The sequence below is a fragment of the Acinetobacter sp. NigerLNRRAM0016 genome, from assembly GCF_054112845.1.
This window is the reverse complement of record NZ_JBSYVT010000014.1, coordinates 49,749-74,786: the sequence shown is the minus strand read 5'-3', so window position 1 is coordinate 74,786 and position 25,038 is coordinate 49,749. Positions and strand designations below refer to the sequence as shown.

At 40.5% G+C, this 25,038-nt stretch carries 25 protein-coding genes; 13 read left to right on the top strand and 12 right to left on the bottom strand.

The genetic code is table 11. The features are described from left to right. Positions 1-15 precede the first annotated feature (15 nt). On the top strand, positions 16-702 hold the full coding sequence (locus ACWQ4X_RS10620; protein ID WP_457903613.1) for a lysophospholipid acyltransferase family protein: 687 nt from the start codon (positions 16-18) through the stop codon (positions 700-702). After that, complete coding sequence (locus tag ACWQ4X_RS10615) at positions 699-1,643, top strand: phosphatidate cytidylyltransferase (protein WP_142768827.1); 945 nt, start codon at positions 699-701, stop codon at positions 1,641-1,643. Before ACWQ4X_RS10620 ends, ACWQ4X_RS10615 begins: the two co-directional genes overlap by 4 nt. A gap of 324 nt (positions 1,644-1,967) precedes the next feature. Here ACWQ4X_RS10615 and ACWQ4X_RS10610 read toward each other — a convergent pair whose 3' ends face one another. After that, positions 1,968-2,444: a CinA family protein gene (locus tag ACWQ4X_RS10610; RefSeq protein WP_100240727.1), complete on the bottom strand. Its 477-nt coding sequence runs from the start codon at positions 2,442-2,444 to the stop codon at positions 1,968-1,970. Positions 2,445-2,586: 142 nt separating this feature from the next. Between ACWQ4X_RS10610 and ACWQ4X_RS10605 the strand changes: the two genes are divergently transcribed. The 4 genes from ACWQ4X_RS10605 (at position 2,587) to ACWQ4X_RS10590 (ending at position 5,308) form a co-directional block, all read left to right on the top strand. After that, positions 2,587-2,823 (top strand): hypothetical protein, encoded by a 237-nt coding sequence (locus tag ACWQ4X_RS10605; RefSeq protein ID WP_100240726.1) that lies wholly within the window; start codon positions 2,587-2,589, stop codon positions 2,821-2,823. 242 nt (positions 2,824-3,065) lie between these two features. Further along, complete coding sequence (locus ACWQ4X_RS10600) at positions 3,066-3,716, top strand: TetR/AcrR family transcriptional regulator (RefSeq protein WP_457903612.1); 651 nt, start codon at positions 3,066-3,068, stop codon at positions 3,714-3,716. Between the two features lie 107 nt (positions 3,717-3,823). Continuing rightward, positions 3,824-4,744: an ornithine carbamoyltransferase gene (gene argF, locus ACWQ4X_RS10595; RefSeq protein ID WP_374527352.1), complete on the top strand. Its 921-nt coding sequence runs from the start codon at positions 3,824-3,826 to the stop codon at positions 4,742-4,744. A 90-nt stretch (positions 4,745-4,834) separates the two neighbouring features. Beyond that, entirely contained in the window at positions 4,835-5,308 is a 474-nt protein-coding gene (locus ACWQ4X_RS10590) for a hypothetical protein (RefSeq protein ID WP_457903611.1), read from the top strand. 14 nt (positions 5,309-5,322) lie between these two features. Here the strand turns inward: ACWQ4X_RS10590 and ACWQ4X_RS10585 are convergent, their stop codons facing one another. From ACWQ4X_RS10585 to rpiA, 7 genes are all read right to left on the bottom strand, one after another. Next, on the bottom strand, positions 5,323-5,676 hold the full coding sequence (locus ACWQ4X_RS10585) for a YnfA family protein (protein ID WP_142768830.1): 354 nt from the start codon (positions 5,674-5,676) through the stop codon (positions 5,323-5,325). Between the two features lie 97 nt (positions 5,677-5,773). After that, positions 5,774-8,050 (bottom strand): ATP-dependent Clp protease ATP-binding subunit ClpA, encoded by a 2,277-nt coding sequence (gene clpA / locus ACWQ4X_RS10580; RefSeq protein ID WP_100240721.1) that lies wholly within the window; start codon positions 8,048-8,050, stop codon positions 5,774-5,776. 9 nt (positions 8,051-8,059) lie between these two features. After that, entirely contained in the window at positions 8,060-8,473 is a 414-nt protein-coding gene (gene clpS, locus ACWQ4X_RS10575) for an ATP-dependent Clp protease adapter ClpS (protein WP_457903610.1), read from the bottom strand. A 14-nt stretch (positions 8,474-8,487) separates the two neighbouring features. Further along, entirely contained in the window at positions 8,488-9,246 is a 759-nt protein-coding gene (locus ACWQ4X_RS10570) for a DUF6776 family protein (RefSeq protein WP_457903609.1), read from the bottom strand. 72 nt (positions 9,247-9,318) lie between these two features. Beyond that, positions 9,319-10,368, bottom strand: a complete 1,050-nt coding sequence (argC, locus tag ACWQ4X_RS10565; protein ID WP_100240718.1) for an N-acetyl-gamma-glutamyl-phosphate reductase — start codon at positions 10,366-10,368, stop codon at positions 9,319-9,321. Positions 10,369-10,770: 402 nt separating this feature from the next. Continuing rightward, positions 10,771-11,454, bottom strand: a complete 684-nt coding sequence (locus tag ACWQ4X_RS10560; RefSeq protein WP_457903608.1) for a YgjP family zinc-dependent metalloprotease — start codon at positions 11,452-11,454, stop codon at positions 10,771-10,773. Between the two features lie 122 nt (positions 11,455-11,576). Further along, positions 11,577-12,248, bottom strand: a complete 672-nt coding sequence (gene rpiA / locus ACWQ4X_RS10555) for a ribose-5-phosphate isomerase RpiA (RefSeq protein WP_100240716.1) — start codon at positions 12,246-12,248, stop codon at positions 11,577-11,579. Positions 12,249-12,353: 105 nt separating this feature from the next. On the opposite strand from rpiA, the gene ilvA reads away from it, so the two are divergent. Further along, positions 12,354-13,892 (top strand): threonine ammonia-lyase, biosynthetic, encoded by a 1,539-nt coding sequence (gene ilvA, locus ACWQ4X_RS10550; protein WP_100240715.1) that lies wholly within the window; start codon positions 12,354-12,356, stop codon positions 13,890-13,892. A gap of 57 nt (positions 13,893-13,949) precedes the next feature. On the opposite strand, the gene ACWQ4X_RS10545 is transcribed toward ilvA, so the two are convergent. Beyond that, complete coding sequence (locus ACWQ4X_RS10545) at positions 13,950-14,492, bottom strand: hypothetical protein (protein ID WP_457903607.1); 543 nt, start codon at positions 14,490-14,492, stop codon at positions 13,950-13,952. A 153-nt stretch (positions 14,493-14,645) separates the two neighbouring features. On the opposite strand from ACWQ4X_RS10545, the gene ACWQ4X_RS10540 reads away from it, so the two are divergent. The 3 genes from ACWQ4X_RS10540 to ACWQ4X_RS10530 all read left to right on the top strand — a co-directional run bounded on the left by ACWQ4X_RS10540 (position 14,646) and on the right by ACWQ4X_RS10530 (position 17,808). After that, on the top strand, positions 14,646-15,296 hold the full coding sequence (locus tag ACWQ4X_RS10540; protein ID WP_142768835.1) for a potassium channel family protein: 651 nt from the start codon (positions 14,646-14,648) through the stop codon (positions 15,294-15,296). A gap of 1 nt (position 15,297) precedes the next feature. After that, positions 15,298-16,638 carry a TrkH family potassium uptake protein gene (locus ACWQ4X_RS10535; RefSeq protein ID WP_142768836.1) on the top strand — a complete coding sequence of 447 codons (1,341 nt, stop codon included), beginning with the start codon at positions 15,298-15,300 and terminating at the stop codon, positions 16,636-16,638. A 261-nt stretch (positions 16,639-16,899) separates the two neighbouring features. Continuing rightward, entirely contained in the window at positions 16,900-17,808 is a 909-nt protein-coding gene (locus ACWQ4X_RS10530) for a hypothetical protein (RefSeq protein WP_457903606.1), read from the top strand. Positions 17,809-17,936: 128 nt separating this feature from the next. Here the strand turns inward: ACWQ4X_RS10530 and ACWQ4X_RS10525 are convergent, their stop codons facing one another. The 3 genes from ACWQ4X_RS10525 to ACWQ4X_RS10515 all read right to left on the bottom strand — a co-directional run bounded on the left by ACWQ4X_RS10525 (position 17,937) and on the right by ACWQ4X_RS10515 (position 22,644). Next, positions 17,937-19,079: a phospholipase A gene (locus ACWQ4X_RS10525; RefSeq protein ID WP_457903605.1), complete on the bottom strand. Its 1,143-nt coding sequence runs from the start codon at positions 19,077-19,079 to the stop codon at positions 17,937-17,939. 22 nt (positions 19,080-19,101) lie between these two features. Next, positions 19,102-22,041, bottom strand: a complete 2,940-nt coding sequence (locus ACWQ4X_RS10520; RefSeq protein WP_457903604.1) for an insulinase family protein — start codon at positions 22,039-22,041, stop codon at positions 19,102-19,104. 153 nt (positions 22,042-22,194) lie between these two features. Further along, entirely contained in the window at positions 22,195-22,644 is a 450-nt protein-coding gene (locus tag ACWQ4X_RS10515) for a GNAT family N-acetyltransferase (protein ID WP_457903603.1), read from the bottom strand. A 148-nt stretch (positions 22,645-22,792) separates the two neighbouring features. On the opposite strand from ACWQ4X_RS10515, the gene ACWQ4X_RS10510 reads away from it, so the two are divergent. Genes ACWQ4X_RS10510 through ACWQ4X_RS10500 form a run of 3 tightly spaced genes read left to right on the top strand, consistent with a single transcriptional unit; the run spans position 22,793 to position 24,756 of the window. Next, positions 22,793-23,800, top strand: a complete 1,008-nt coding sequence (locus ACWQ4X_RS10510; RefSeq protein WP_457903602.1) for an adenosine kinase — start codon at positions 22,793-22,795, stop codon at positions 23,798-23,800. 14 nt (positions 23,801-23,814) lie between these two features. Continuing rightward, positions 23,815-24,123, top strand: a complete 309-nt coding sequence (locus ACWQ4X_RS10505; RefSeq protein WP_171479181.1) for a Rieske (2Fe-2S) protein — start codon at positions 23,815-23,817, stop codon at positions 24,121-24,123. A gap of 15 nt (positions 24,124-24,138) precedes the next feature. Continuing rightward, positions 24,139-24,756 (top strand): OB-fold-containig protein, encoded by a 618-nt coding sequence (locus ACWQ4X_RS10500; RefSeq protein ID WP_457903601.1) that lies wholly within the window; start codon positions 24,139-24,141, stop codon positions 24,754-24,756. The last annotated feature ends 282 nt before the right edge of the window (positions 24,757-25,038 follow it).

Sequence of the window (25,038 nt, the reverse complement as noted above, 5' to 3'; positions counted from 1 at the left end):
AAATTCGGTGACTTTATGCAAAGCACAAATTCCTCCCAAGCTGAAACCGTACATAAAGCACATTTCTTTACTCAGGCTCTGGCACGCTTTATTGCCTTTCTCACCCGTCGCAGCGCACGACTTTTAACGGGTGCCCGTAGCTTATGGGTTGGCTGTAAACCTGCCACCAAGCAGCGAATTTACTATGCCAATCACAATAGCCATATCGACTTTATTTTATTGTGGTCTTCCTTACCAACGCCTGTACGCCGTAAAACGCGACCTGTTGCTGCATCAGATTATTGGCAAAAAGATGGATTCCGTCGCTTTCTGATTTATGACACCTTTACAGGGGTGACCATTCAAAGAAGCCATGATGGTCTGTTCGATCCACTCGAACCGATCAAAACCGTCCTCCAGCAAGGTGATTCCATTATCTTTTTCCCTGAAGGTACACGCAATTTAAATGACGATGTCGAACTACTTCCTTTTAAAAGTGGGCTCTATCATTTAAGTCAGCAATTCCCTGAAGTGGAAGTGATTCCAGTTTGGATTTCCAATCTTAAACGGGTCATGCCTAAAGGTGCTTTAGTTCCACTACCGTTGTTATCAACCGTGATTTTTGGTGCTCCCTTAATCATCACTCCAGATACCAATAAAACAGATTTCCTCAAACAAGCACAACAGGCACTTTTAGAGCTAAAAGAGGTTGAATTCCAATGACCGTCTCTAATTTACAACAGACCTATTTGCTGTTTGCTATTTTTACTGGCATTTTGATCTTTGCCTCGACAGTCGGCTGGATATTAAAACAGCGGGCTGGACAACAGGCTGCTCCTGTCATTGATAATCTCAATGCACGGATCAATGCATGGTGGGTGATGTTGATTGTGCTGGCCACCGCAATCTTGCTGGGCAAAGTCACCTTTATCCTGTTATTTGCCCTCATTTCACTTTTTGCATTAAGGGAATTTATCAGCTTACTGCCGACGCGCCGCGGCGATTATTTTCCTTTACTCATCGCCTTTTACTTTGTGATTCCCTATCAATATTACTTGGTCTATATCGATTGGTACGGCTTATATTCCATTTTCATTCCCTTGTATGTGTTTCTGTTAATTCCAATTGCCAGTTTAAAGCAAGAAGATACCACTCACTTTTTAGAACGTAGCGCCAAAATCCAATGGGGTTTGATGGTCTGTGTATTTTGTATTTCGCATGTACCCGCTTTAATCAATTTAAAATTGCCCGGTTTTCAAGGCGAAAAAATTTGGTTGGCCATCTGGCTGATTATTGTGGTGCAAGCTTCAGATGTATTGCAGTACGTCTGCGGGAAACTGTTCGGAAAGCATAAAGTTGCTCCGATTCTTTCTCCGTCAAAAACCATTGAAGGACTTTTGGGTGGTATCGTACTGGCAACCGGTCTCGGCATGCTCATGAAATGGTTAACACCATTTAGTTACTGGCAAGCAGCGCTCATTGGTTTAATTGTGTGTGTCTTTGGTTTTTTTGGTGGGCTGGTCATGTCTGCCATCAAAAGAGATCGTGGCGTAAAAGACTGGGGACAATTGATTCATGGACATGGCGGTATGCTCGATCGTATCGATTCCATCTGTTTTTCCGCACCCATTTTCTTTCATATTCTACGTTATTGGTGGAGTTAAGACCAAGATTCCTAACCCGCACAGCATAAACCCTAGTCTTTAAACTAGGGTTTATTTTGCTTGATGAAACATGCGCTGCTTACCAAATTGTTAATGCATCATTTGCCCAAAGGCATAAATTACAACCATCAACATCAATACCGACGATGACGTTATTAATAATTCTAAAGCTTTCATACCCCACCTCCATTTCTTGAGAGGTAGTTATATTTAGACATGTTTAAACTACATTTACAACCCAAAAATGTGACAAATTTTGACATTTATAGACACAAATGAAACATTATTAACCAAACCATACATTCTCAACGTGGTTAAAGAGACTTAGTGTTGAGTAATCAATTCATAAACAGAAGTTGCAACATATTCAGTTAAAATCTGCAAACGCTGTTCGGGTGTACCTGTAATCAAATAATGAAAATCGTAATATGTTTCTCGAAACAGCATGCCGATATAAAATGTACCTTCAGGCTTTTCAGCTGTCGCACTTCCCCCAGGTTTTAATAGTCCTGTACAAGCAACAATGACATCTGCTGCAACAAAAAATTTTGCGCCTGCTTCCGCCAAGGCATGTGTGACTTCGGCAGATTCAGCGGAATAACGCTCAATTAACTCGGGACAGATATGTAACACCTGAACTTTAATGCTCGGGTCATAGCACACCAGACTACCGAGTAAAATGTCTGCACCACTATGTTTATGAATCGAAAATTGACTACACAAATACCCTGAACTGGCACTTTCAATAAAGGCAATGGTCAGTTGCCGCCGCTCTAATTCATCACAACATTGCTTCAGCATCAAATTTCCCCAAAAGTTTCGAATTGAATATAAAAGTGCTATTTGTCCAATTCGTAGTCAAACCATAAGCATAACGGTTTATTCCCCCGTTAAAAACTGATACAACTAAAAATAAAGCATGGATATAAAGGCAGAGATTACAATGAAAACGACCGTCAAATATGTGGTTTTAAAAAGTAAAGATTATCAACTTGGTACGCCACTCTTTGAAGAAGAACTTGATGTAGATGGTCAATATTTTGATCAGATTCCTCTCATTGTTCATTTCCAAAATCGTGATTTCAAAGTCAAAAGTAAAGAGATGCAGCGCAAGCAAATTCAAGACGACTTTGAAGAAAGCCAAACCATTTTGGTCAAAGTCATCGCGCTGGATGCTTAATCAATATCGATGAGAGCTATTCGACATGGAGAAGGATTTCTCCATGTTGCTGTAATACAAAATCCAACACAGATTTTTATTATGCCAACAATATCACTCATTTAATCATCAATACTCCTCATTAGCTCCAATAAATGCAGCGCATAACACGAGAAATACATATAAATCCTAGGGATTAAGAAATCTTGCGCAAACTTTTGCTATAATTTCAAGTAAATTTTAAGAGCTTCTTTTTTCCGATTATGCATGATCTAGCTGATTTAGAACCACTCGCACGTGATGTTCCTCAGACCAAACGCGGTTATGAGCGATGTCATGCACTCTTAATAAGTGCAAATGAGTTGTTTTTGCAGCATGGCTATGATGCGGTTTCGCTCGATGATATTGTCAATCATGCAGGTGGCTCGAAAGCATCTATTTATAAATATTTCGGCAACAAGGAAGGTCTCTTTACTGCCATTTGTGACTTTCGCCGTGAGCAATTCTTTAAAGATATCTGTACACCGTTTGATTTTACCAAGCACGATTTACGCAGTTATCTGATTCAAACCTTATTAAACCTTCAATTGCATTTGGTCTTGCCTGAGAATGCCTCATTCTTCCGCCTGATTATGGAACAAACCCAGCGTAGCACCCAGCTGGCGCAACATATTCATGAACAAGGACCAAAACACATTCAAACCATCATTGCCAACATTCTAGCCAAAGCAGATGAGCTCGGTTTAATTACCTGTACAGAGCCAAATTACTCGGCACAATTATTCTTCGGCATCGTTAGAAATTTGGAATGGCAAGTACTCATGAACATCTATGTTCAAGAAAATGAGCAAGAAAACTTAAAATATATTCATTATTGCGTTGATCGCTTCTTAGACGGTCACCAAAAAGCCTAGATTTTTTGCATTTCCTAACATTTATAGTATATAACTGTTAGTCTTTTCTTTTAACCAACCAACAACTAATTGTTGTGCTTAAAGACAGCAATTATTGTGGAGTAACCATGGCTCTACGTCACTTTCTCACTTTACGCGATTTATCGACTTTAGAACTCAACCAAATTTTGCAACGTGCAATCGAACTTAAACGAAAGCAACACAACAATGAAGTTTTTCAACCTTTTGTTGGCAAAGTCATGGGCATGATTTTTGAAAAATCGAGCACCCGAACACGCGTTTCGTTTGAAGCTGGTATGAGCCAATTTGGTGGTAGCGCAATTTTCTTGTCCCCGCGTGACACACAGCTAGGTCGTGGTGAACCTATTGAAGATTCAGCGCGTGTTATTTCAAGCATGTTGGATATTGTCATGATTCGTACTTTTGGACATGACATTGTGGAACGCTTTGCTTCTTATTCAAAAGTACCTGTTATCAATGCCTTGACTGATGATCACCATCCATGTCAATTATTGGCAGATATGCAAACTTTCCTTGAACATCGTGGTCCAATTGAAGGCAAAACTGTGGCTTGGATTGGTGATGGCAACAATATGTGTAATTCATATATTGAAGCAGCACACATGTGGGGCTTTAAATTAAAGATTGCAGCGCCTAAAGGTTATGAACCACAAGAAAAATTCTTGTCTGAATTTGCACACTGTGTGGAATTAGTCGATTCAGCAGAAGATGCTGCTGTAAATGCAGACCTGATCGTGACCGATGTTTGGGCCAGCATGGGACAAGAAGAAGAACAGAAAATCCGTGAAAAAGCTTTTGCAGATTATCAAGTCAATGAACGCTTAATGAATCTTGCGCATCCAGATTGTTTATTTATGCACTGCTTACCCGCACATCGCGGTGAAGAAATTTCAGAAACCATGTTGGATCACATGAACGCTGTGGTTTGGGATGAGGCTGAAAATCGCCTTCATGCGCAAAAAGCATTGGTTGAATTCCTCATCAATGAAAATCTAAAAAAAGATTAGAAATTAGTCTTAAAAAAGCACCTTAGGGTGCTTTTTTTATAATTGCGACGATATAATCAAAACCATAAGCTCAATAAGTGATTTCAACACATGCAATTAAAAAAGATAATTTTAGGTGTATTCACCTGTTCGCTCACCACACTTGCAATTGCTCAACCTACCGACTTAGATCAATATCTATTAAAGAAAAAAATTGTCGATCAAAATTACAGTATTAAAAATACCACTGCGCTGAATGAAATTCTGGATTACATCAGCGATGAAGATTCACGTACCATGCCTTACCAGCTGGATCAAAACATCGTGATCGAAAAAATGCGTTTATATGCAGATCATGTTGAGATTTCGGGCTTAATTACTTCGCCTGATTTCAAACAGTTTGCTCAAGATATTGGTGATCGCCAAGTGCATGAAATGATGAAAAAAAACTTGGTACATAGTTGTCCTAAATTTTTTGAGCATCAATTTCAGCGAGTCAATCCTTATCAGGTTAAAATCAAACTGACAGCAGAACAGAAAAATTATGACCTCAGCCTAAAAAACTCAGACTGCAATTTTGAATAAAATAGTTTGATCTTTTAACGAATGAGCCCTTGGGGTTGCAGAATAATTACTGCAGCTCCAAGTAATACGATCGCACCACCAAGCATATCCCATCTTGAAAGCATGATTTGATCGACATAGCGTAGCCACATCAGTGCGGTAAAAATATAAATTCCCCCATAAGCCGCATAGATGCGCCCTGAAGCAGCGGGATGTAAAGTCAATAACCACACGAAAATAGCCAAACTCAGTGCTGTCGGTATCCACAACCAATAAGAACGCCCTTGATTTAAAATTAAATACGGAAAATAGCAGCCTAGAATCTCTGCGATGGCTGTCAGTAGGAATAAGAAAAAAGTAGTAAAAACTTTGAGTAAAGGGATATCCATAGAGAGATTAGTCACTGCGACAAAATTGATATAAAGATTTAAAAGTAATAAGCAAAAAATAACCCGTGTAAACACGGGTTATTAATGAAACCTAAACTTAAGCAGGTTCAGCAGTTTGGTCTTCGAACACTTCAAGTTTCAAGCCAACGGCTTCGCCATTTTCCATTTTCACAGAAACTGCAACATTGCCGCCATGTTCCGCCAACTCACCAAACAGAATCATTTCAGCAAGTGGTTTCTTCAAGTGTTCTTGAATCAATCTTTGCATTGGACGAGCACCCATGAGGCGATCATAACCATGCTCTGCCATCCACTCACGTGCGCTTTGGTCTACTTCAAGAATCACTTTCTTGTCATCAAGTTGCGCTTGTAGCTCGGTTAGGAACTTGTCCACCACACTTTCAATAACAGTTGTAGGCAGTGCTTTGAATTGAATCACACCATCCAGACGGTTACGGAATTCTGGCGAGAACGCTCGTTTCATGGCTTCCTGATTGTCGCGGCTATTGTCTTGTTCCATAAAGCCAATGCTGACACGGGAAATACTTTCCGCACCAATATTGGTAGTCAGAACCAAAATCACATTACGGAAATCAGATTTACGACCATTATTATCAGTTAACGAACCATGATCCATAATTTGCAATAACAAGTTAAAGACATCTGGATGCGCTTTTTCAATTTCATCCAACAACAATACGCAATGTGGATTTTTATGGATCGCGTCTGTTAACAAACCACCTTGGTCGAAACCAACATAACCAGGAGGTGCACCAATTAAACGTGAAACCGCATGGCGTTCCATATATTCAGACATATCGAAACGAACCAATTCAACGCCTAACAGTTTTGCCAACTGTTTGGTTACTTCTGTTTTACCGACCCCTGTAGGACCCGCAAATACAAAACTACCAACTGGCTTATCTGGCGATTTTAAGCCTGCACGCGACAACTTGATGGCAGACGCCAAAGCTTCAATCGCTTCATCTTGACCGAACACCACGCGTTTTAAATCGCGTTCAAGGTTTTCGAGCACTGTTTTATCATCTTTAGATACGGTTTTCGGCGGAATGCGAGCAATCTTGGAAACAATATCTTCGATATTTTCAACCGTAATCAAACTTTCATCTTGTTCCGCTTTCAAACGGCGCTGTGCACCTGCTTCATCAATGACATCAATCGCTTTGTCTGGTAAGAAACGATCATTGATAAATTTCGCAGACAGTTCAACCGCTGATACCAACGCTTTATCGTCATATTTCACATGATGGAAATCTTCAAATTTAGATTTTAAACCACGTAAAATATCAATCGTTTCAGAGATGGATGGTTCATTCACATCAATTTTTTGGAAACGGCGGGAAAGCGCATGATCTTTCTCAAACACTTGACGATATTCTTGGAACGTAGTTGAACCAATGCAGCGTAAAGTGCCGTTCGCCAAAGCAGGTTTAATTAAGTTTGATGCATCCATGGTACTGCCCATACTAGAGCCAGCACCAATAATCATATGAATTTCATCAATAAACAACACAGCTTCTGGTTTTTTCTTGAGCGCATTCAACAGTTGTTTTAAACGCTTTTCAAAATCACCACGGTATTTGGTTCCTGCAACCAATGCACCGATGTCTAGACTGAAAATTTCTGCATTTGCGAGTGGTTTTGGTGCCTTGCCATTGACAATCAACCAAGCCAAACCTTCCGCAATGGAAGTTTTACCAACACCTGGGTCACCCACCAATAATGGATTATTTTTTCGGCGACGACATAAAATTTGTGCCGCACGCTCAATTTCCTTTTCACGACCAATCAGCGGATCTGTTTTGCCTTTTTGTGCCTCGTGGTTCAGGTTCGTTGTATAAAGCTCTAGAGGACCTGCATTTGCAGATGAGGTCGATTCACCATCTAACTCCTCAGCTTCTTCTTCAACTTGCACTTCATCTTTACGCGTACCATGAGACAGGTATTGCGTTAAGGTCAAACGGTTAATCTGATGACGTTTTAATAAATAAACTGCAAATGAATCTCGCTCGGAGTACATTGCAACTAAAATGTCAGCCCCCTCTACAGTACGGTCACCACCACTCGATTGAACATGGAAAATGGCACGTTGCAGAATACGATCAAAGCTTTCGGTTGGATGAGGTGCTTGATCGCTATTTTCACCAAGTTTGGGAGTATGTTGTTCTACGTATTCTTCTAATTCTTTACGTAAGACGATGATATCTGCACCGCATGCTTTAAGCGCATTCACGGCAGAGTCATTATCCAGTAATGCCAATAACAAATGTTCTACTGTTAGGAACTCATGTCTCTTTTGACGAGCCATGCTAACAGCCAAACGTAATGATACTTCTAATTGACGACTGAGCATGTAACCCCCTTAATCTTTTGGCTCAATCTGACAAAGTAATGGATGACCTTGAGATCGAGCGTAATTATTGACTTGGTTCGCTTTGGTTTCCGCGATGTCTCTTGGATAGACGCCTGCAATACCTTTACCTTCGTAATGTACTGTTAACATTACTTGAGTGGCTTGGTCAAGATTCATTGCAAAGTATTGTTGTAAAATTTCAATAACAAAGTCCATTGGGGTGTAATCATCGTTCATTAAAACGACAGCGTACAGCGGAGGACGCTTTAATTCGGGTGGTGCAGTCTGCACAGCCACATCCCCATGCTCTTCATGCTGAGGCTCATCCACCAAACAAGGATTAAAATGCCAGTCCACCAAACCAGACTGAATGAAACTGCTTTTAATGTCGTTTAGACAAATTTGTCGTTTTGAATTTCGCATATGATCATTTACAACTATTGGGCATTCGCTTCAACTTGTGGAATTTCAGAGATATTGGCAGCTGGTGTCTCTACTGCATTCCCTTTCGCCCAACTAAAGCGCTTAATTACAGGTGTATTCGTTCCAGTTAAACGAACCTCTACAAATTGTGGGCTAAACCCTTTCGGCATGGTCCAACGACCAGTTAAACGCTCATACTCATCAAAGTTAAAGTTTTTGTCTTCCATCGGAACAACCATAACTTCAGTACCTTGAATCAGTCTTAGCTCTACTTGACCAGAAGTATTGCGTTTACTTGGACTGACTTGAACCAAATCAAGTTGATATTCAAATGCATTTTCAGGCAATGGCTTAATACTCAGGTTCTGAACCGTCAAGCTCAAACCACCACGCTGACGCAACACTTCCCGATACAGTGCACTTAAACTCCGTGCCTGTGTTTCACTGTCTTTCGCCTGATTTAATGCAGCAAATAGATCATTTGAATTACTTACGGCCACATCACGCTCTTGTACCGAAGTATTTATACTCTTGTTCAGGTCTTCGAGCGTTTGCTTTTGCTTTTGGACCACTTCAACCAGTTGCTCCGCATCTGCATCATAACCAACTACAGTTAAACCCTGTCGATGTCCAACCGAATAGCCAATAAAACCACTTCCAATGACCAAAACAGCGGCACCAATGACCAAAGGTAAATTGGTTTCAAGAAAAGGCTTTTTGACTGGATCATTCGATTGTGACGTAGTGTTCGAGTCAGTATTCTGCATCGTCATCTCTTATTTTGAATTATTCAAAACACACATTTAAAGCTAAATTTAAATGTGTGTGAAGGTTTTTAACATGTTTTAAGGCAATAAACCAATGCCTTCAAGACCTGCAGTCTCATCAAAACCGAACATCAAGTTCATATTCTGTACAGCTTGACCCGCAGCACCTTTGACCAAGTTATCTTGTGCAACCAGAACCACCAGTTTTTTCGGTTGTGGTTTATACAATGCAATACGTAACTGATTCGCACCACGCACTGAGCGAGTCTCTGGTGAACTGTTTTCAGGCATAACATCTACGAAACTTTCGTTGGCATAGAATTGCTCATACCATGCTTGTAAATCTAGCTCAGCGCCCGCATCGGTTAGGTCCACATAAATAGTACTGAGCATGCCACGAATCATGGGCACCAAATGCGGAACAAACAAGATCTGATCAAACACACCCGTTTGACCTGAAATGTTTTCTAAAGCTTCCACAATTTCAGGATGGTGACGATGTCCTGCCACACCATAGGCTTTAAAGTTGTCGGCATTTTCAGTATAGATCATCCCCATACTCGCCTTACGTCCTGCACCAGACACGCCCGATTTTGCATCAATAATAATGCTCTCAGGTTTAACCAATGTGTCGCTGTGCTTAAACAATGGTGCCAAACCTAGCTGTACAGTGGTCGGGTAGCAACCTGGGTTACCAATGACATTTGCCTGCTTAATTTTGTCTCGGTTCAATTCGGATAAACCATAAACAGAATCTTTGAGCAATTCAGGACAAGCATGTTGCATGCCATACCATTTTTCGAATTGCACTAAATTTTGCAGACGGAAGTCGGCCGCCAAATCAATGACTTTAGTATTTGCAGCCACCAATTCTTCAGCATGTTTCATGGCAACACCGTGCGGCGTCGCAAAAAACACAACATCACACTGTTTTAATTGTTCAATATTCAAATCTGAATATTTAAGATCGGTATGACCGCGTAAGCTTGGGAACATATCATCCACACGGCGGCCATCTTCAGTACGTGAGGTCAGTACATTTACTTGTACATTTGGATGTCGAAGTAATAGGCGCAACAATTCAACACCTGTATAACCTGTTCCACCAACAATACCTACTGAGATCACGTGCTTTACCCCTATTCAAAAGCATGAATTTTGTAACTGCGTAGTATGACAGGAAGTTAGTGCTTTCTAAACTGTTTTACTTGGAATTTATATGTTTTCGTGTTGCTCACGCATTAATTCAGCGTTGTTTAATTTACATTTGAATGATTTATAGCAATACAATTTTGATCCAAACACTCAGTAAGTGTAGTCATTGATCTGCAATACCTAGGACATCTATACAATCCTAAGCATCTCCCTACATAAGATCGAAACGAGTACTGAAAGATGTACTTACCCCAATCTCAGCAAGCTCGAAGTACTAAAAGTTCACCATCCTGCTGTTAAACCGTGAGCTAAATAAAAAGTAAATATCACTCAGAACCTTCACTGACAAACCTAGAGTATTCAGCCAAATTATTTTTAAGAAGAGAACCACCAAAATGGTAAGGGCGTATTTTTTAAGGTATGACGATGTTGTTTAAAATTTGCATCATGTTCAGCAACTTTAGCCCAGAAATACAGACTATGATCAAAATATACGGTATGCGCTAATTCATGGATACACACATAACGTACAATCTCCAGTGGAAATAATGCCAAACCACTATTCAACATAATATCGTGCTTTGCACTACAACTGCCCCAACGGGTTTTAGGCTGACGAATAGAACAATCACCAAATCTCAAACCCGTCTCTAGCGCAATTTTTCTTAAATAAATCGGCAAATAATGCTTTGCATAGGCAACAACAAAAGCTTTTAAATAGTTTTCTGGCTGACGATCACTAATCAACAGCTGATGATTTTGTTCATCCAAAATAAAAGAATGCTTTTGCGTTTTATAAATGACTTGTAAAGGAAGTTCTCGATTAAACAGGTTCAATTGTGTCGGCAAGCTACGATCAAGCTGTCCTGATTTTTCCTGTTGTTTCTGCCACGTTTCAATCATCCATTGTTCAGACTGTTGCAAAAAGGTCTGAATCTGTTTTTTGGTACAGAACTTTGGCACCGTTAAGCGAATTTGTGTGGGTTCTACACGTAACCGTAAACGTGTTGCACGTGCATGATGAGTGATTTGAATTTCAGGGAGTGTGGTCTGTGTCATATTTTTATTGTGTTTTGAATCCTCCCCAACCCTCCTTTTTGAAATGAGGAAAATCATCAGACATCAAATCAGATGAAGCTCCCGCTAAAAAGAAAGAATTTAGGGAGGTTTAATGTAAAGAATTAAATTGCAGTGCGCTCTTCAATACCATTGTCAGTTGCGACGACAGCAATATCCGCCTTGTTCAAAGCAAAAATACCATTACACACCACACCTGGAATGTTATTGATGGTTTTTTCTAATTCAAGTGCATTCAAGATATTCAAGTTATAAACATCTAAAATCACATTGCCGTTATCCGTGACTACGCCTTCACGATACACAGGATCACCACCCAAACTCACAATTTTACGTGCTACAGCAGAACGCGCCATTGGAATCACTTCTACAGGTAATGGAAATTCACGACCCAATTGCTCAACCCATTTCGAATCATCCACGATACACACAAATTTCTTCGCAATTGATGCAACAATTTTTTCACGAGTGAGTGCTGCACCACCGCCCTTAATCATGTGCATGTGACGGTCAATTTCGTCAGCACCATCCACATAAGCATCTAAACCACCAACATGGTTCATATCCACTACTTCAATGCCAAGTTTCTTCAAACGCTCTGCTGTTGCTTCAGAACTTGCTACCGCCGCTTCAAGTTGAAGCTCTGGTAAAAGTTCAATTAAAAAATTAACGGTACTACCTGTACCTACCCCTAAAATGCCGCCTTTTGGTAAGTGTTTTAAAGCAGCCTTCGCTGCTGCTTGTTTTTTCTCATCTTGGGTTGCATATAGACTCATGACATCACTCAACTTTTTTTCACGTTTCGCGCAATTTTAAAACGCAAATGTGCAGGGGTTTGTTACAATAAAGGCTTATTTTAAACTGTTAGATGGAAAATTAACATGCTGTCTCGTTTGGTTCGACAAATTTTACAAGCAACGGTGTATGACGTTGCAATCGAAACCCCACTCGAAGCAGCGCCACGAATTAGTGAAAGGCTAAACAACAACATTCGCTTTAAACGCGAAGACTTACAACCTGTCTTTTCTTTCAAACTACGCGGTGCCTATAACCGTATTAGTCAATTACCGAAATCTCAGTTGGAACGTGGCGTTATTACTGCTTCAGCAGGTAACCATGCTCAAGGCGTGGCTTTATCTGGTCAAAAGTTAGGTATTCGCGCCATTATTGTCATGCCAAAAACCACACCTGATATTAAGGTACAGGCAGTAAAACGTTTAGGTGGTGAAGTTGTATTACACGGCGACTCATTTGATGTTGCCAATAAATACGCGATTCAACGCGCCAAAGATGAAGACATGGCATTCATTCCCCCTTATGACGATGAATTGGTCATGGCAGGTCAAGGCACTATTGCCAATGAAATTTTACGTCAATGGCGTGATGTCGAATATGTGTTTGTTGCCGTTGGTGGTGGTGGTTTAATTGCAGGTATTGCAGCGTATTTAGGTGATGTTGCCCCACATGTTAAAATCATTCCTGTGGAATATGATGAATCGGCTTGCTTAAAAGCGGCATTTGAAGCCAATGAGCGTGTAATTCTTCCTTCTGTAGGTCTGTTCGCGGATGGTACTGCTGTTGCACAAATTGGTGAAAAACCATTTGAAGTGCTACAACTGCAAAAATCGGATAACTCTGGACCTATCGTTGAACGCGATGTGGTGCTGGTGAATACCGACGAAATCTGCGCGGCAATTAAAGATACCTATGATGAATGTCGTAGCATTGTAGAACCATCAGGTGCAATGGCTTTGGCAGGCATTAAAAAATACGTTGAAGAGCACAATATTCACGGTAAAAACATGGTTTCTATTGTTTGCGGTGCAAACATGAATTTTGACCGTTTACGTTATATTGCTGAACGTACTGAACTGGGTGAACGTAAAGAAGCCATTTTTGCGGTGACGATTCCAGAAGAAAAAGGTTCCTTCCTTAAATTCTGCCGTGCACTGCAAGGTCGCAACATTACCGAATTTAACTACCGTGCCAGCAATGCCTCAGCTGCTCAAGTCTTTGTCGGGATTAGCCTGAAAAGTGGTGAAAAAGAACGTCACGACATTCATGAGCTTTTAAAAGCGCAATACGATGTAGATGACTTGTCTGATGATGAAGTGGCAAAACTGCACATCCGCTATTTGGTGGGTGGACATGCGGACTTGGAAAATGAACGCTTATTCCGTGTCGAATTTCCAGAACGTCCAGGTGCATTACTCACCTTCCTTGAGCGTTTAGGTCCTACGCATAACATTACCCTGTTCCATTACCGTAACCACGGTGCAGCAGAAGGTCGTGTCTTGGTCGGTCTAGAAGCCAGCGATGCCAAACAAAATCCTGATGGTTTAATTGAGACTTTGGAAAGTATTACCTATCCATATGTCGAAATTACCAACAACCTCGGCTACCAACGCTTCTTGAAATAAGTCCATAGTATCCATTAAACAGAGTCTTTATGGCTCTGTTTTTTATTTCAACTTATTTTAAATTGCCCAAGACATTTCAGACGGCTGATATTTTTCGACTTTCAAACCCGCTTCATCAAACTGCTGATTAAACTGCTCGCAGAATGCTTCAATTTTTTTGGGTTGATTCGGCACCGCCAACCAATAATGATCTTTCCCCCAAAGCAATAACAAAGCGTAATTCTGCGTTTTTAAAAACTTATAAATTTCATCCAAAATGATTTCCAAAATTTGATCTTGCACCTTATAAAACCGTCCGATCACGTGCTCAAACTGCTCATAGTGCTTAAGAATCGGATCTGCACGCATCTGGATTTGAGCTTGTACCATCTCAATTTCAGTGGTCATATGTTGAAAAATCGGATGCCCGCTTAAACCATTTTCCAAATATTGGTGAATATTTAAAGCAATCAAACATTCAAATTGCTCATCACTTTCTACCGTATTCAACCACGTTAAAAAATATTCTGCTCTGGTGCGATGCTTCTTTTTCGGTAATGGATTCTCCTTAAGTTGTGGAAACCATTTCTTTAACTGTTTATAGATTTTCTTCTCATTCATCTCAGAATCCTTATTGTTTTATTCACTTTGCTTTTACTAAATGTACAGTCAATGCAGCAAAACTTCATTTCAAGTATCAATTAACGCTATGATTAGACATTATGAAATTTAAATGTGTAAATAATAATACACCTAACAAATTAAGGACCTTGCATGGCTCAATTTGCAGTAATTGGTTTAGGTAGTTTTGGTGCAACCGTTGCAACCGAACTGGTTGAGTTAAAACATGATGTCATTGGCATCGATAGCAACAAAAAGTATGTGGAAAATATTTCCGATGTACTCACGCATGCAGTCATTGCCGATGCGACAGATGAACATGTACTTAATGAATTAAATATTCAAAACTGTGATGCGGTTGTGGTGGCAATTGGTGAAGATATTGAAGCCAGTATCCTGTGCGTCTTGCATCTTAAAAATTTAGGCATTGAAAAAATTTGGGTCAAAGCCAAATCTGAATCTCACCACATGATCCTCAGTCATTTGGGCATTAATAAAATTATTCATCCTGAAGAAGACATGGGTGTACGTATTGCACAATCCCTCAGTTACCCAATGGTTAGTCGCTATATGTCTTTGGAAGATGACCGCTACATTGTCAAAGTTGAAATTAAAGACAACTTACACGGAGTGCGTTTACAGACCATTAGTGAGTACAACACTGAAATTAAATTAATTTTACATAAACGTGGCACAGACGTTTTATATCACGTTGATCCAAACTTAATTTTACAACGTGGCGATATTATCGTGGTCGAGGGTCATCTCGAGCAATTACGCAGATTATCAAATCGCTTTAAATAATATGAAAACATTAAGAAAAAAGCCCAAAACCACAGTCAACTTAAGCCCGCCAAGTTTATTGGCCTTGGGTTTTCTCAGCTTTATTGTGATTGGCACCTTGCTGCTGAAATTACCTATTTCACATCATGGGGATTTACCGTGGATACATGCACTGTTCACAGCAACATCTGCAGTGACCATTACAGGGCTTTCTGTGGTGAATGTCGGTGAGGCTTATACGGTCTTTGGCAAAATTGTCATCATGCTTTTGCTACAAAGCGGTGGTTTGGGTTTTATGACTTTCGCAATTTTAGCAGTGATGAGTCTTTCAGCTAAAATTGGATTAAAACATCAGATCATGGCACAAGAAACCATTGGGCAAACCAGTTTGTCTAAAGTTTCACATACCATCAAAGCTGTGTTCTTATATTCTTTATTTTTTGAAGCGATTGGCACATTCATTTTGACCATTGCCTGGATGCAAGAATACGACTTCTTAAAAGCCTTCTTTTATGCTGCTTTTTACAGTGTTTCAGCATTTAACAATGGTGGATTTTCATTATTCCCAAACAGTCTAATGGACTTCTCCAGCCATTACTTTATTACCTTCACCATCAGTCTACTGTATATCATTGGTGGGATAGGCTTCTTGGTCCTGATGGACATCAAACGGCATAAAAGCTGGAAAAAACTCAGCCCGAACAGCAAATTGATTCTGCTGACCATTGCAGGACTCAATCTGGTTGCTTTTGTCACCATCTGGCTGTTAGAGGCAAATAATCCACTGACTTTAGCTCCCATGAGTATCACCGATCAGGCGGTCAATGCTTGGTTCCATGCGACTGTTCCGCGTTCCTCTGGTTTTAACAGCCTCAATGTAGGTAGCATGACCGATGCTTCAACACTGTTCACTATGGTACTGATGTTTATTGGTGGTGGCTCATTGAGTACCGCTGGAGGCATTAAAGTCGGTACTTTCATAGTGGTGACGTTGAGCGTAATTAGCTTTTTACGCCGTGCGGATGAAATCCGTATTTTCAATTTTTCTATTCCGCAAAACACTTCGTTTAAAGCCATGGCGGTGGTTTCAATTACTGCCATGTTGGTGTTTATCGGGTTTTTAACTTTACTGTTATTAGAACCTAAACATCATTTTCTAGACTTACTTTTTGAAGCGGTATCGGCTGCGTGTACCGTCGGACTCTCGCGTGGCATTACCTCAGAGTTGCAACCTGCTAGTCAGGTCGCCTTAATGTTACTGATGTTCGCGGGTCGACTCGGCCCCCTCACACTCGCTTATATGATTGCAACGCCAAAGAAAACACGCTTAAAACACCCACCTACCGATATTCAGATTGGATAAATCGAAAAGTATAAAAACTTCAGGTGAAAAATGATGCCACTTTTCACTTGAAGTCATTGGGTTCTTTATATATGTTCAAAGTAGTCAAGCGGGCACGTTTAAATTTCTGTAATTGTTTACTATATTTTTTAAAAAAATAGATAGGGCCTTTTACTTGAGTGAATAACATCCATAAACCCGTGCCATTAGATTCTTAAATTACAAATGCGCCAAGTTAATTAGAAACGTTTATAACCCTATATCCCAATTAGAAGCCTGAGAATGAAAAAACAAACATTATGTATACTGATCGCTTCACCCCTTTTATTCTCGGCTTGTGCCAGTAAAAAAAATGACTCTCAATTAGACACACTTCTGAATCAACAGCCAAAGTGGCAATTAGCCGACCACTGGAGAGCGGATCGAGACAGTGCGGATCCTAATCAACCGACACTGATTGCAACGCAACGATTTGTCGATGAGCAGAACCTCAAGTCACTTCAATTTAATACGCCATTTTTGGTCAGAGAAAAAAGCATTGTTACGGCAATAGGTGCTTCTGGCAAAGCGGAAGATACAATCTTTACTCAAGTCTTACTGCTTGATTGTGCCAATCTCAAATTCGCACGTGTCTATGAAGAAACTCAAGATCACGATGATGCTGGTAAAGCGCGACAACATACTGAAGTGCTGATTGATTTAAATAAAGCAGTAGATGCGTCTAAATGGAATATGTTTTTAAAAGGTTCCTACGCTGCTGAACAATATTGTGCCAAAGCATCTGACTTCAAAGCATTTAATTCACCCAAAAACGACACACAAAAGGATTGGAAACTTACTACTCCTGATGAAAGAGTAATGCCAAACTACATCAACAAAGAAGATCTCAAACATGCCCATCTAGATCAACCCTTTCCTGTGCGCATGAAACGCTATGATGAATTTGCTATTGAGGGAAAAACGGCAACTTCTGTGGTCAATGAAGTCCTGATCAATTGCAAAGAGCAAAAAGTGGCGAATATTGCGCAAAGATATTATGCAGATGATTTTGAATTTAAACCGAATACGAATCCAACCTTAGTGACTGAATTCATTGAAATAAAAGATCCTAACCATGTACAAGAAAATCAATGGTATAGCATAGGAAAAGATTATTTAGATCATACAGGTATTTGTAGTAGCGCAAAGTAAGCATTTTAAGAGGCTTATTTTGAGGAACCATCCTTGATCAAGCTTTAATGCAAAGCATAGACACACCGCAACATCTCCATATAAAAAAGCCTGAAATTTGCATTTCAGGCTTTTTTATCAGCTAAGCATCAGTACCAATTCAGTAATGACACCCCTAAGCCGACATAGGTTGCACGGTGATTATAATCAATCAGGCTTTCACCATATCCATCAAACAATTGGAACTGCCCACGCAATTTACCTCGAATGGGGAAAGACCAATCGAACTGAACAGCGCCATGCGAATCATCCCCACCTTTTAAAGAGTGACGTAGCATTAAAGAGAAATCATGATCGTTCTTGCGATAGAACGCCGTAATGTCCCCACGCCCCACATAATCTTTAATGTCTGGGTTGTTATCATCTTTCGCATCTTCATCAAAACGATACCAAGGACGAATCATCAAGGCGAAATTTTCACGCTCGAAGCCCACATTTAGAATTGCTCGGTTCCAACTTCGCGACAACGGATCTGAACGACCATTGGATTGGTGATTTAAGGTAATCCCCAATAAACGCCCACTTAACCCGAACAGCTCATAATTGGTGCGGAACATGAGACTGGCTTCTGGCTCGTAGTTGGTTTCACGAAATGGGCGAGACTCATCTTCGTTATAGACTTGCCAGCGTGATGATTGGGTATAGCCCAACCATACATCACCATTGTCACCAAATAGATTTTCAACCGCTTTGGTTTTCAGAGAGATCTGGAACTTCGCTTCAGTAGACTTTAAGTTCTGGTCTTCCGTTACCGTATTTTTCACATTTTGACTTTCAGGAAATTCATTTTTCTTACTTGACCAAAACACAGGTAATAAATATACAGGCTTATAGGCCCGTATATTCCAAGTCCCCAGCTTACTGTCTGGTGACAGCTCCCAGCGCTTATCCAGTAAAGATTGGTTTGGATCAATCTTTGGACCTTCCAAAGCAAACAGATTACTAAAACTACTGCCTTCTTTTTCAGTCTCTTTGGCTTCAACAGGTTTAGACTCAGCCTGCTTCACTAAAACAGGCTCTGCTACTGCTGGTTTCACTTCGGTTGCGGGTACTTTAAACAAAGCATCATAACAAGCCAAACGATCAGCATTGGATTCTAAAGCGACACATGCTTCAGGACTAGCAGGCGATATTTGAGCCGCTGGATCTTGTGCATGTGCAGCAGTAAATGCCGAGCCGAGCAAAACCATGCTCAGCGACAGCACACTACGTTCAAATGCTTTGAACGCCATAGACACCTCTTTTCTTATTGTATTAATTCACTTGATAAATCTCGAAGCCCAATGCCGATAACTCTTCCTTTTTCGCCATTGGCGCAACCACAGCTTTATTGGCAGTTTGATTAAGCAAATACTGTTCCGCAACGCGTTTTAAATCTTCCAGCGTTACAGCAAGTAAACGTTCACGCAATTGCTTGCGGAATGCTGGCGTACGCGCATGCAACAAGGCATAACACGCAGTAATTGCTTCACCAGCTGGTGAACCCGGCTTATCCATAGAAGCAATGAGACCTAAAATGGCTTCTTCCAACTGGTGGGGTTGCTGTTCAGCATTTAATAACCATGTCACACTGGCTTCAAAATCATTAAACGTTTCTGCTAAGCGTGGGTCCCGGTAACTGTAGAAACGGAACGAACAAGCATTACCGTCATAGCTTGCGCCACCACCGTAAGCACCACCTTTTTCACGGATCGCACTATGCAAGAAACCATTACGTAAATACGCAGCCAATACCATCAGCGGTGCTGCATCGACATGCGCAACATCCACCGCAGGATAAGCAGATGCACAGAATTGTACATTGGCTTGAATCAACCATGCCTGATCTTGAAACTTCACTTCTGGGGTGACAACCGTAAGTGCTTGTTGGGTTTTATCCACCGCAAGCTTGTCCCATACTGTTTGAATCTCTTCTAACAGACGATCAGTTTGATGCTCTTCACACACCAACAAGAATTGCTTCGGTGCTTGCAACAACTTGCGGTGAATCAACTGCAACTCAGCAATTAGATGGTTATAAGCATCTTCATTCGATTCAATTTTTGATACTAGCTCACCCAACCAGTTCAGTGCACCCAAACCTGTATTGTTATAGTCACGTAAGGCTAAAGCACTGTGCTGACGCGATGCGATCTGCATGGCATAGCTATGCCCTGAACCCGACAAACGCGACTGCCAACGTGTTTTACGCTGTTGTAGCAACTCAACAATACGGTCTTTTTCGTCAAAACGTAACTGTTCAAATGCGATCTTAAGTAAGCGAATGGCTTCTAAGTTATGTACCAAAGATTTTGTGGTTAATGTCAACCAAGCACTGATCTTTTGTTTGTCATCCACTTTAGAACGCAGAGATGCACCCATACCCAAACCACCGCTCACAGCAGTTTGTAATTGTTGAAGTTCTAAATAACCGTACTCACCCGCACCGACTTCACCGAGCAAAATAGACAATAAATTGAAGTACGGTGATTGTACAATTTCATCCGGAATTTGAATCAAGACTTGTTGATAGTAAATGCCGTTGGTGCCCGCATGATACAAATTCAATGGAGTATCCAAACCATTGCTGATAATTTCACGCAATTGTCCTTGTACAATCGGCAATTCAGCAGGTACATCTTCCAAGCCAACTTTTGGCAAAAGGTTCAAATCATCAGGCGTATCTTGACGGACTTTTAACGCTTCGGTTTGTGCAATAATTTCTGCTTTCTGTGCTTCCGTTAATTGCTCGCCAATCGCAGCCAAACGATCTTTTTCTGCCTGCGCTTCTTTTGCAGATTTGGTTGCATCAGGCACCAAGGTCATCTGCACGCGATGTGGATTATCAATCAAATGCTCTTGAATCAGATTTGAAAGCCACATCGGGTCTTGCAATTCTTCTTTGACTTGCTCCATCGCGGTGTCTACATCCCAGACATGGATTGGGTCACTATGGTGAATTGCGCTGCTTAAGCCATTCAAAATCAGACTTAAACCATACGGCATACCATCGCCATTGATCTCACGCTGATGCAATTCAATTTGGTGCAAAATCGCATCGACCAAAGCTGAATCAATTGGTTTAGACGCTACATCTTGAAGAACCTTAAACACACCTTGTTTGAAAGTTTCTGCATGTTCAGGATTTGAACCCTGCACACCACAGAAGAATGTCATTTCAAAATTAGAATCATCCACGCCCATAATTGGACCCGTCGATTGTGCATAGCCACAGGTTTCTAAATAATGACGTAAAGGAGATGCTGAGTTTTCAAGTAAGACACCTTCAACCAAACGCATACCTAAACGCAGTTTGATATCACTGGCTTGTGGCAATAACCAAGAAATAATGTGATAGGTCTTATCTTTCAAATCTTCTGCATCGACTGCATAAGACTCGGTCACAGTCACTGGCTCAGCTAAACGATGTTCAGGTTTAGAATATAAAGTTTCGCCCTTACCAAATTTAGATAATGCTAAACTTTCAAACTGTTCTTGTAATTCAAATGCAGATTGACTACCAAACGTCATAAATACCGCATTACTTGGATGGTAATGTGATTTATAGAAACTGACTAACTCATCGTAAGTTAGGTCTGGAATATCTTTCGGATCACCACCTGAATTGTAGTGATAGGTCGTTTTCGGGAACAAATGATGCGCCAGTTGATGATAAAGCTGGTCTGAAGGTGAACTCATTGCACCTTTCATTTCATTGAAGACTACACCTTTATATACAGGGACATCATTTTCAAGCTCAATACGAATGCCTTCTTGAGCAAAATCTAATGGATTCAGATTGGCTGCAAAAGCGGCATCTAAATACACTTCAAGCAAGTTTTGGAAATCTTTCTTGTTCTGCGTTGCAAATGGATACGCCGTCCAATCTGCCGCAGTAAATGCATTCATAAAGGTATTTAATGAACGACGGATCATTAAGAAAAACGGATCACGCACGGGGAATTTTTCAGAACCACACAATGCGGTGTGCTCTAAAATATGCGCTTCGCCTTTTGAGTCCATGGGTTGGGTACGGAAAGCCACCAAAAACACATTTTCATCATGATTGGTTGCAAGATGATAGTGGACGGCACCAGTCACTTTATGCTGATACTCAGTCACTAAAATATCTAAGGCTTCAACATGGTGTTGACGAATCAACTGAAACGCTGGATGTACTGTTTGAGAAAGGGTTTCAGTGACATCTACAGTCATGTGCGCTCCTAATAATCTTTTAAATAAAACTGAAATGATTATAGCTTTAGTTTGAGCCATAATTCACGTATAAACCCGAGTATTTTATTCAGGTCAGAAACAATACACAGCAATAGACTGCGTATTGCACAAATTAAGCTAAATATTTGAAAACTAGATTAAATATTTAAAGTAGTTATAGCTCGGATTGTTTTCAACCCAAACATAGTTCTGTTTTTGATAGAAATCTGCCGCCAGACGTGTATCTGTTTGCAAGCAAAGTGCTGAAAAATTAGGCTTGGCTTTAGTTTCCAGAAAAGCCAATAAGTCTTTGCCGACACCATGACGTCGATATTTGGGATGCACATAAAAACGACGCACTCGCCCAATGCGACTTTTTTGCCCTTCTTCTTCGCGTTGCTGATTTAAACCACCACAACCAATTAACTTATCACCATCGTATGCAATTAAAAAAAACTCACCTTTATCTTGAAACCGATTTTGACCACTTGCATATTCGTCAATGAGACGCTGAACAACATTTACTCCTTCTTTATTTGCCAGCTTGAGTAAAGTCTCAATTTGAGCGGGTAATTGTTCAGCTTCTTTAATGATGAGTTCCATTTTCTATCTGTTACCTAACACTGGTTTTGCCTATTAAACAATAAAACACAATCAATTAGGCATAATCTTGAATTTTATTCACAAAACTTCTGCAATCCTGAGCATTGGTGTAAACTTAGTGTTTTATTTTTAGATGTGACTGAACGACATGAGCTCTGTTGATCTTTTTGCAATTGGTAATGCGCTGATTGACCAAGAATTTAAAGTTTCTGATGAATTTCTTACGCAACACAATCTGCAAAAAGGAACCATGCAACTGACTGATGGTGATCAACAAGCGAACTTATATGCTCAACTGCAACAGTCTGAAGTGTATAAAGGTCAAGCTTCAGGTGGTTCTGCTGCCAATACAACGGTTGCATTTAGTGCTCTCGGTGGTACAGCATTTTATGGCTGCCGCGTAGGTCATGACGAACTCGGTAAAATCTACCTCGATGGTTTAAATGATGCAGGCATTCAAACCACACCGAAATCGGTCAGTGAAGGTGTAACAGGCACATGTATGGTTTTGGTTAGCCCTGACTCAGAACGTACCATGCAAACCTATTTAGGCATTACCGCAAAACTTTCTGCAGAACAAATTGACTTTGAACCGTTGAAAACTGCAGAGTGGCTTTACATTGAAGGTTATTTGTCTACCAGTGCGACCGCACGCCAAGCAGTCAAACAGGCTCGTGAAATTGCACGTGCAAATGGTGTCAAAATTGCATTAACACTGTCTGATCCAGCCATGGTGCAATACGCGCGTGAAGGCTTAAATGAACTGTTAGATGACGGTGTAGATTTACTTTTCTGTAATCAGCAAGAAGCCATGATGTACACCGAAACCACCACAGTTGAAGATGCCTTGGCAAAATTGAAGCTACACAGTCAGTACGTTGTAATTACATTAAGTGCTGAGGGTGCGGTCATTTCATCTGATCAAGAAACCATTCGTGTACCTGGTCGTGCAGTCACTGCTATTGATGCCAATGGTGCTGGCGATGCATTTGCGGGTTCTTTCTTATATGCATTGAATCAAGGTCAAAGTTTACAAACCGCAGCTGAATTAGCCATTTTGATTTCAAGTGAAGTAGTTTCTCAGTTTGGTCCTCGTTTGGCTAATCAAGACTATGCGCAATTGCTTGCAAACTTTCAAAAGAAGGAATGTGCCTAATGCATAAAATCTGTATGACCGAAGACATTCCTGAGCGTGAAGCACGTGCTTTTGAAACGCCAAATGGTGATACGATTTTTATTACGCAACGTGATGGCGCTTTTTTTGCCTATCAGAATGTCTGTCCACATTTACAAGTTGAACTTGAGTTTCTTGAAAATCAGTTTTTAGACCGCGATCAAGAATTCATTGAATGCTCTACTCATGGTGCACTCTTTGAGGTGGAAACAGGTGAATGTATTTCTGGTCCTTGCCAAGGTCAATCACTTGAAAAGGTCGAGATAACTGTGCATTCTGATGGCGGAATCTACCTGCCTGAATAATCGATGGAATTTGCCATGCTTGAGCTATTACATGACATAAATTTAATGCCGTTTCATTTAAGTTTATTTGCCCTTGTATTGCTCAGCATGGTGGAAACTGTGGGCTATTTTCTAAAGATTCGTCCAAGTCAGTTTTTCAAACGTATCATTCCGCAAAAAATTGCTGAAGCACCACTCCTCAGCGTTAAGTTTTCTAAAATTCTTATCCTCGTTTTCTTACTGATGAATTTTAGCTTTTCTGGCTACTTCCTCCAGTTCAGCTATTTTGCTCAACAAAAAAAATTCTTGCCTGCATATTACCTCATCTTACCTGCGCTAATTATTGCGATTTTTTTCACGGTTTTTATGATTCATTGTTTGGATCAGGTGATTCGACCTAAACAAATCCAACTGCAAGCCAATTTACTGGGCAGACTGGCCACAATTTCGAGTGGAAATGCACGACCAGGTTTCTCTGCACAAGCACGTGTTCGAGATGAATATGGTCAATTACACTATGTACAAGTCGAGCCTGAATTTGGTGAACTTGAATTCCAGTCACAGATTATTCTGATTCGAATCAAGCACTCGCACTACATTGCCAAAAAGATTTCAAAATCGAATCAATTGTTCTCTAGTGATATGAACAAATAATCCACTAGCATAAGTGCTGTCTCTTTAGATTGGATAAATTCCCTAAACACTTGCAGCTAATCCAATAGCTCACAACTTTAAAATAAAGCGCAGCTCGCATTTAAGACTGGATCATAAATTCACAACAGGATTGACTGAGAACAGTCACTCGTCATCTTTCTTTCTATTCAAATGCTATTTGCAATAAATTTGGTTTTCTTCGATTCCAAGATTCACCTCCCATTTAAGTCCTCGTATTTCTAGATTTTGTTCATCTGCGCAGTGTGAACACATTCCCAACAT

Coding starts and splice junctions, on each gene's coding strand:
- ACWQ4X_RS10620 (WP_457903613.1), top strand. CDS start 16: ATGCAAAGCACAAATTCCTCCCAAGCTGAAACCGTACATAAAGCACAT.
- ACWQ4X_RS10615 (WP_142768827.1), top strand. CDS start 699: ATGACCGTCTCTAATTTACAACAGACCTATTTGCTGTTTGCTATTTTT.
- ACWQ4X_RS10610 (WP_100240727.1), bottom strand. CDS start 2,444: ATGCTGAAGCAATGTTGTGATGAATTAGAGCGGCGGCAACTGACCATT.
- ACWQ4X_RS10605 (WP_100240726.1), top strand. CDS start 2,587: ATGAAAACGACCGTCAAATATGTGGTTTTAAAAAGTAAAGATTATCAA.
- ACWQ4X_RS10600 (WP_457903612.1), top strand. CDS start 3,066: ATGCATGATCTAGCTGATTTAGAACCACTCGCACGTGATGTTCCTCAG.
- argF (WP_374527352.1), top strand. CDS start 3,824: ATGGCTCTACGTCACTTTCTCACTTTACGCGATTTATCGACTTTAGAA.
- ACWQ4X_RS10590 (WP_457903611.1), top strand. CDS start 4,835: ATGCAATTAAAAAAGATAATTTTAGGTGTATTCACCTGTTCGCTCACC.
- ACWQ4X_RS10585 (WP_142768830.1), bottom strand. CDS start 5,676: ATGGATATCCCTTTACTCAAAGTTTTTACTACTTTTTTCTTATTCCTA.
- clpA (WP_100240721.1), bottom strand. CDS start 8,050: ATGCTCAGTCGTCAATTAGAAGTATCATTACGTTTGGCTGTTAGCATG.
- clpS (WP_457903610.1), bottom strand. CDS start 8,473: ATGCGAAATTCAAAACGACAAATTTGTCTAAACGACATTAAAAGCAGT.
- ACWQ4X_RS10570 (WP_457903609.1), bottom strand. CDS start 9,246: ATGACGATGCAGAATACTGACTCGAACACTACGTCACAATCGAATGAT.
- ACWQ4X_RS10560 (WP_457903608.1), bottom strand. CDS start 11,454: ATGACACAGACCACACTCCCTGAAATTCAAATCACTCATCATGCACGT.
- rpiA (WP_100240716.1), bottom strand. CDS start 12,248: ATGAGTCTATATGCAACCCAAGATGAGAAAAAACAAGCAGCAGCGAAG.
- ilvA (WP_100240715.1), top strand. CDS start 12,354: ATGCTGTCTCGTTTGGTTCGACAAATTTTACAAGCAACGGTGTATGAC.
- ACWQ4X_RS10545 (WP_457903607.1), bottom strand. CDS start 14,492: ATGAATGAGAAGAAAATCTATAAACAGTTAAAGAAATGGTTTCCACAA.
- ACWQ4X_RS10540 (WP_142768835.1), top strand. CDS start 14,646: ATGGCTCAATTTGCAGTAATTGGTTTAGGTAGTTTTGGTGCAACCGTT.
- ACWQ4X_RS10535 (WP_142768836.1), top strand. CDS start 15,298: ATGAAAACATTAAGAAAAAAGCCCAAAACCACAGTCAACTTAAGCCCG.
- ACWQ4X_RS10530 (WP_457903606.1), top strand. CDS start 16,900: ATGAAAAAACAAACATTATGTATACTGATCGCTTCACCCCTTTTATTC.
- ACWQ4X_RS10525 (WP_457903605.1), bottom strand. CDS start 19,079: ATGGCGTTCAAAGCATTTGAACGTAGTGTGCTGTCGCTGAGCATGGTT.
- ACWQ4X_RS10520 (WP_457903604.1), bottom strand. CDS start 22,041: ATGACTGTAGATGTCACTGAAACCCTTTCTCAAACAGTACATCCAGCG.
- ACWQ4X_RS10515 (WP_457903603.1), bottom strand. CDS start 22,644: ATGGAACTCATCATTAAAGAAGCTGAACAATTACCCGCTCAAATTGAG.
- ACWQ4X_RS10510 (WP_457903602.1), top strand. CDS start 22,793: ATGAGCTCTGTTGATCTTTTTGCAATTGGTAATGCGCTGATTGACCAA.
- ACWQ4X_RS10505 (WP_171479181.1), top strand. CDS start 23,815: ATGACCGAAGACATTCCTGAGCGTGAAGCACGTGCTTTTGAAACGCCA.
- ACWQ4X_RS10500 (WP_457903601.1), top strand. CDS start 24,139: ATGCTTGAGCTATTACATGACATAAATTTAATGCCGTTTCATTTAAGT.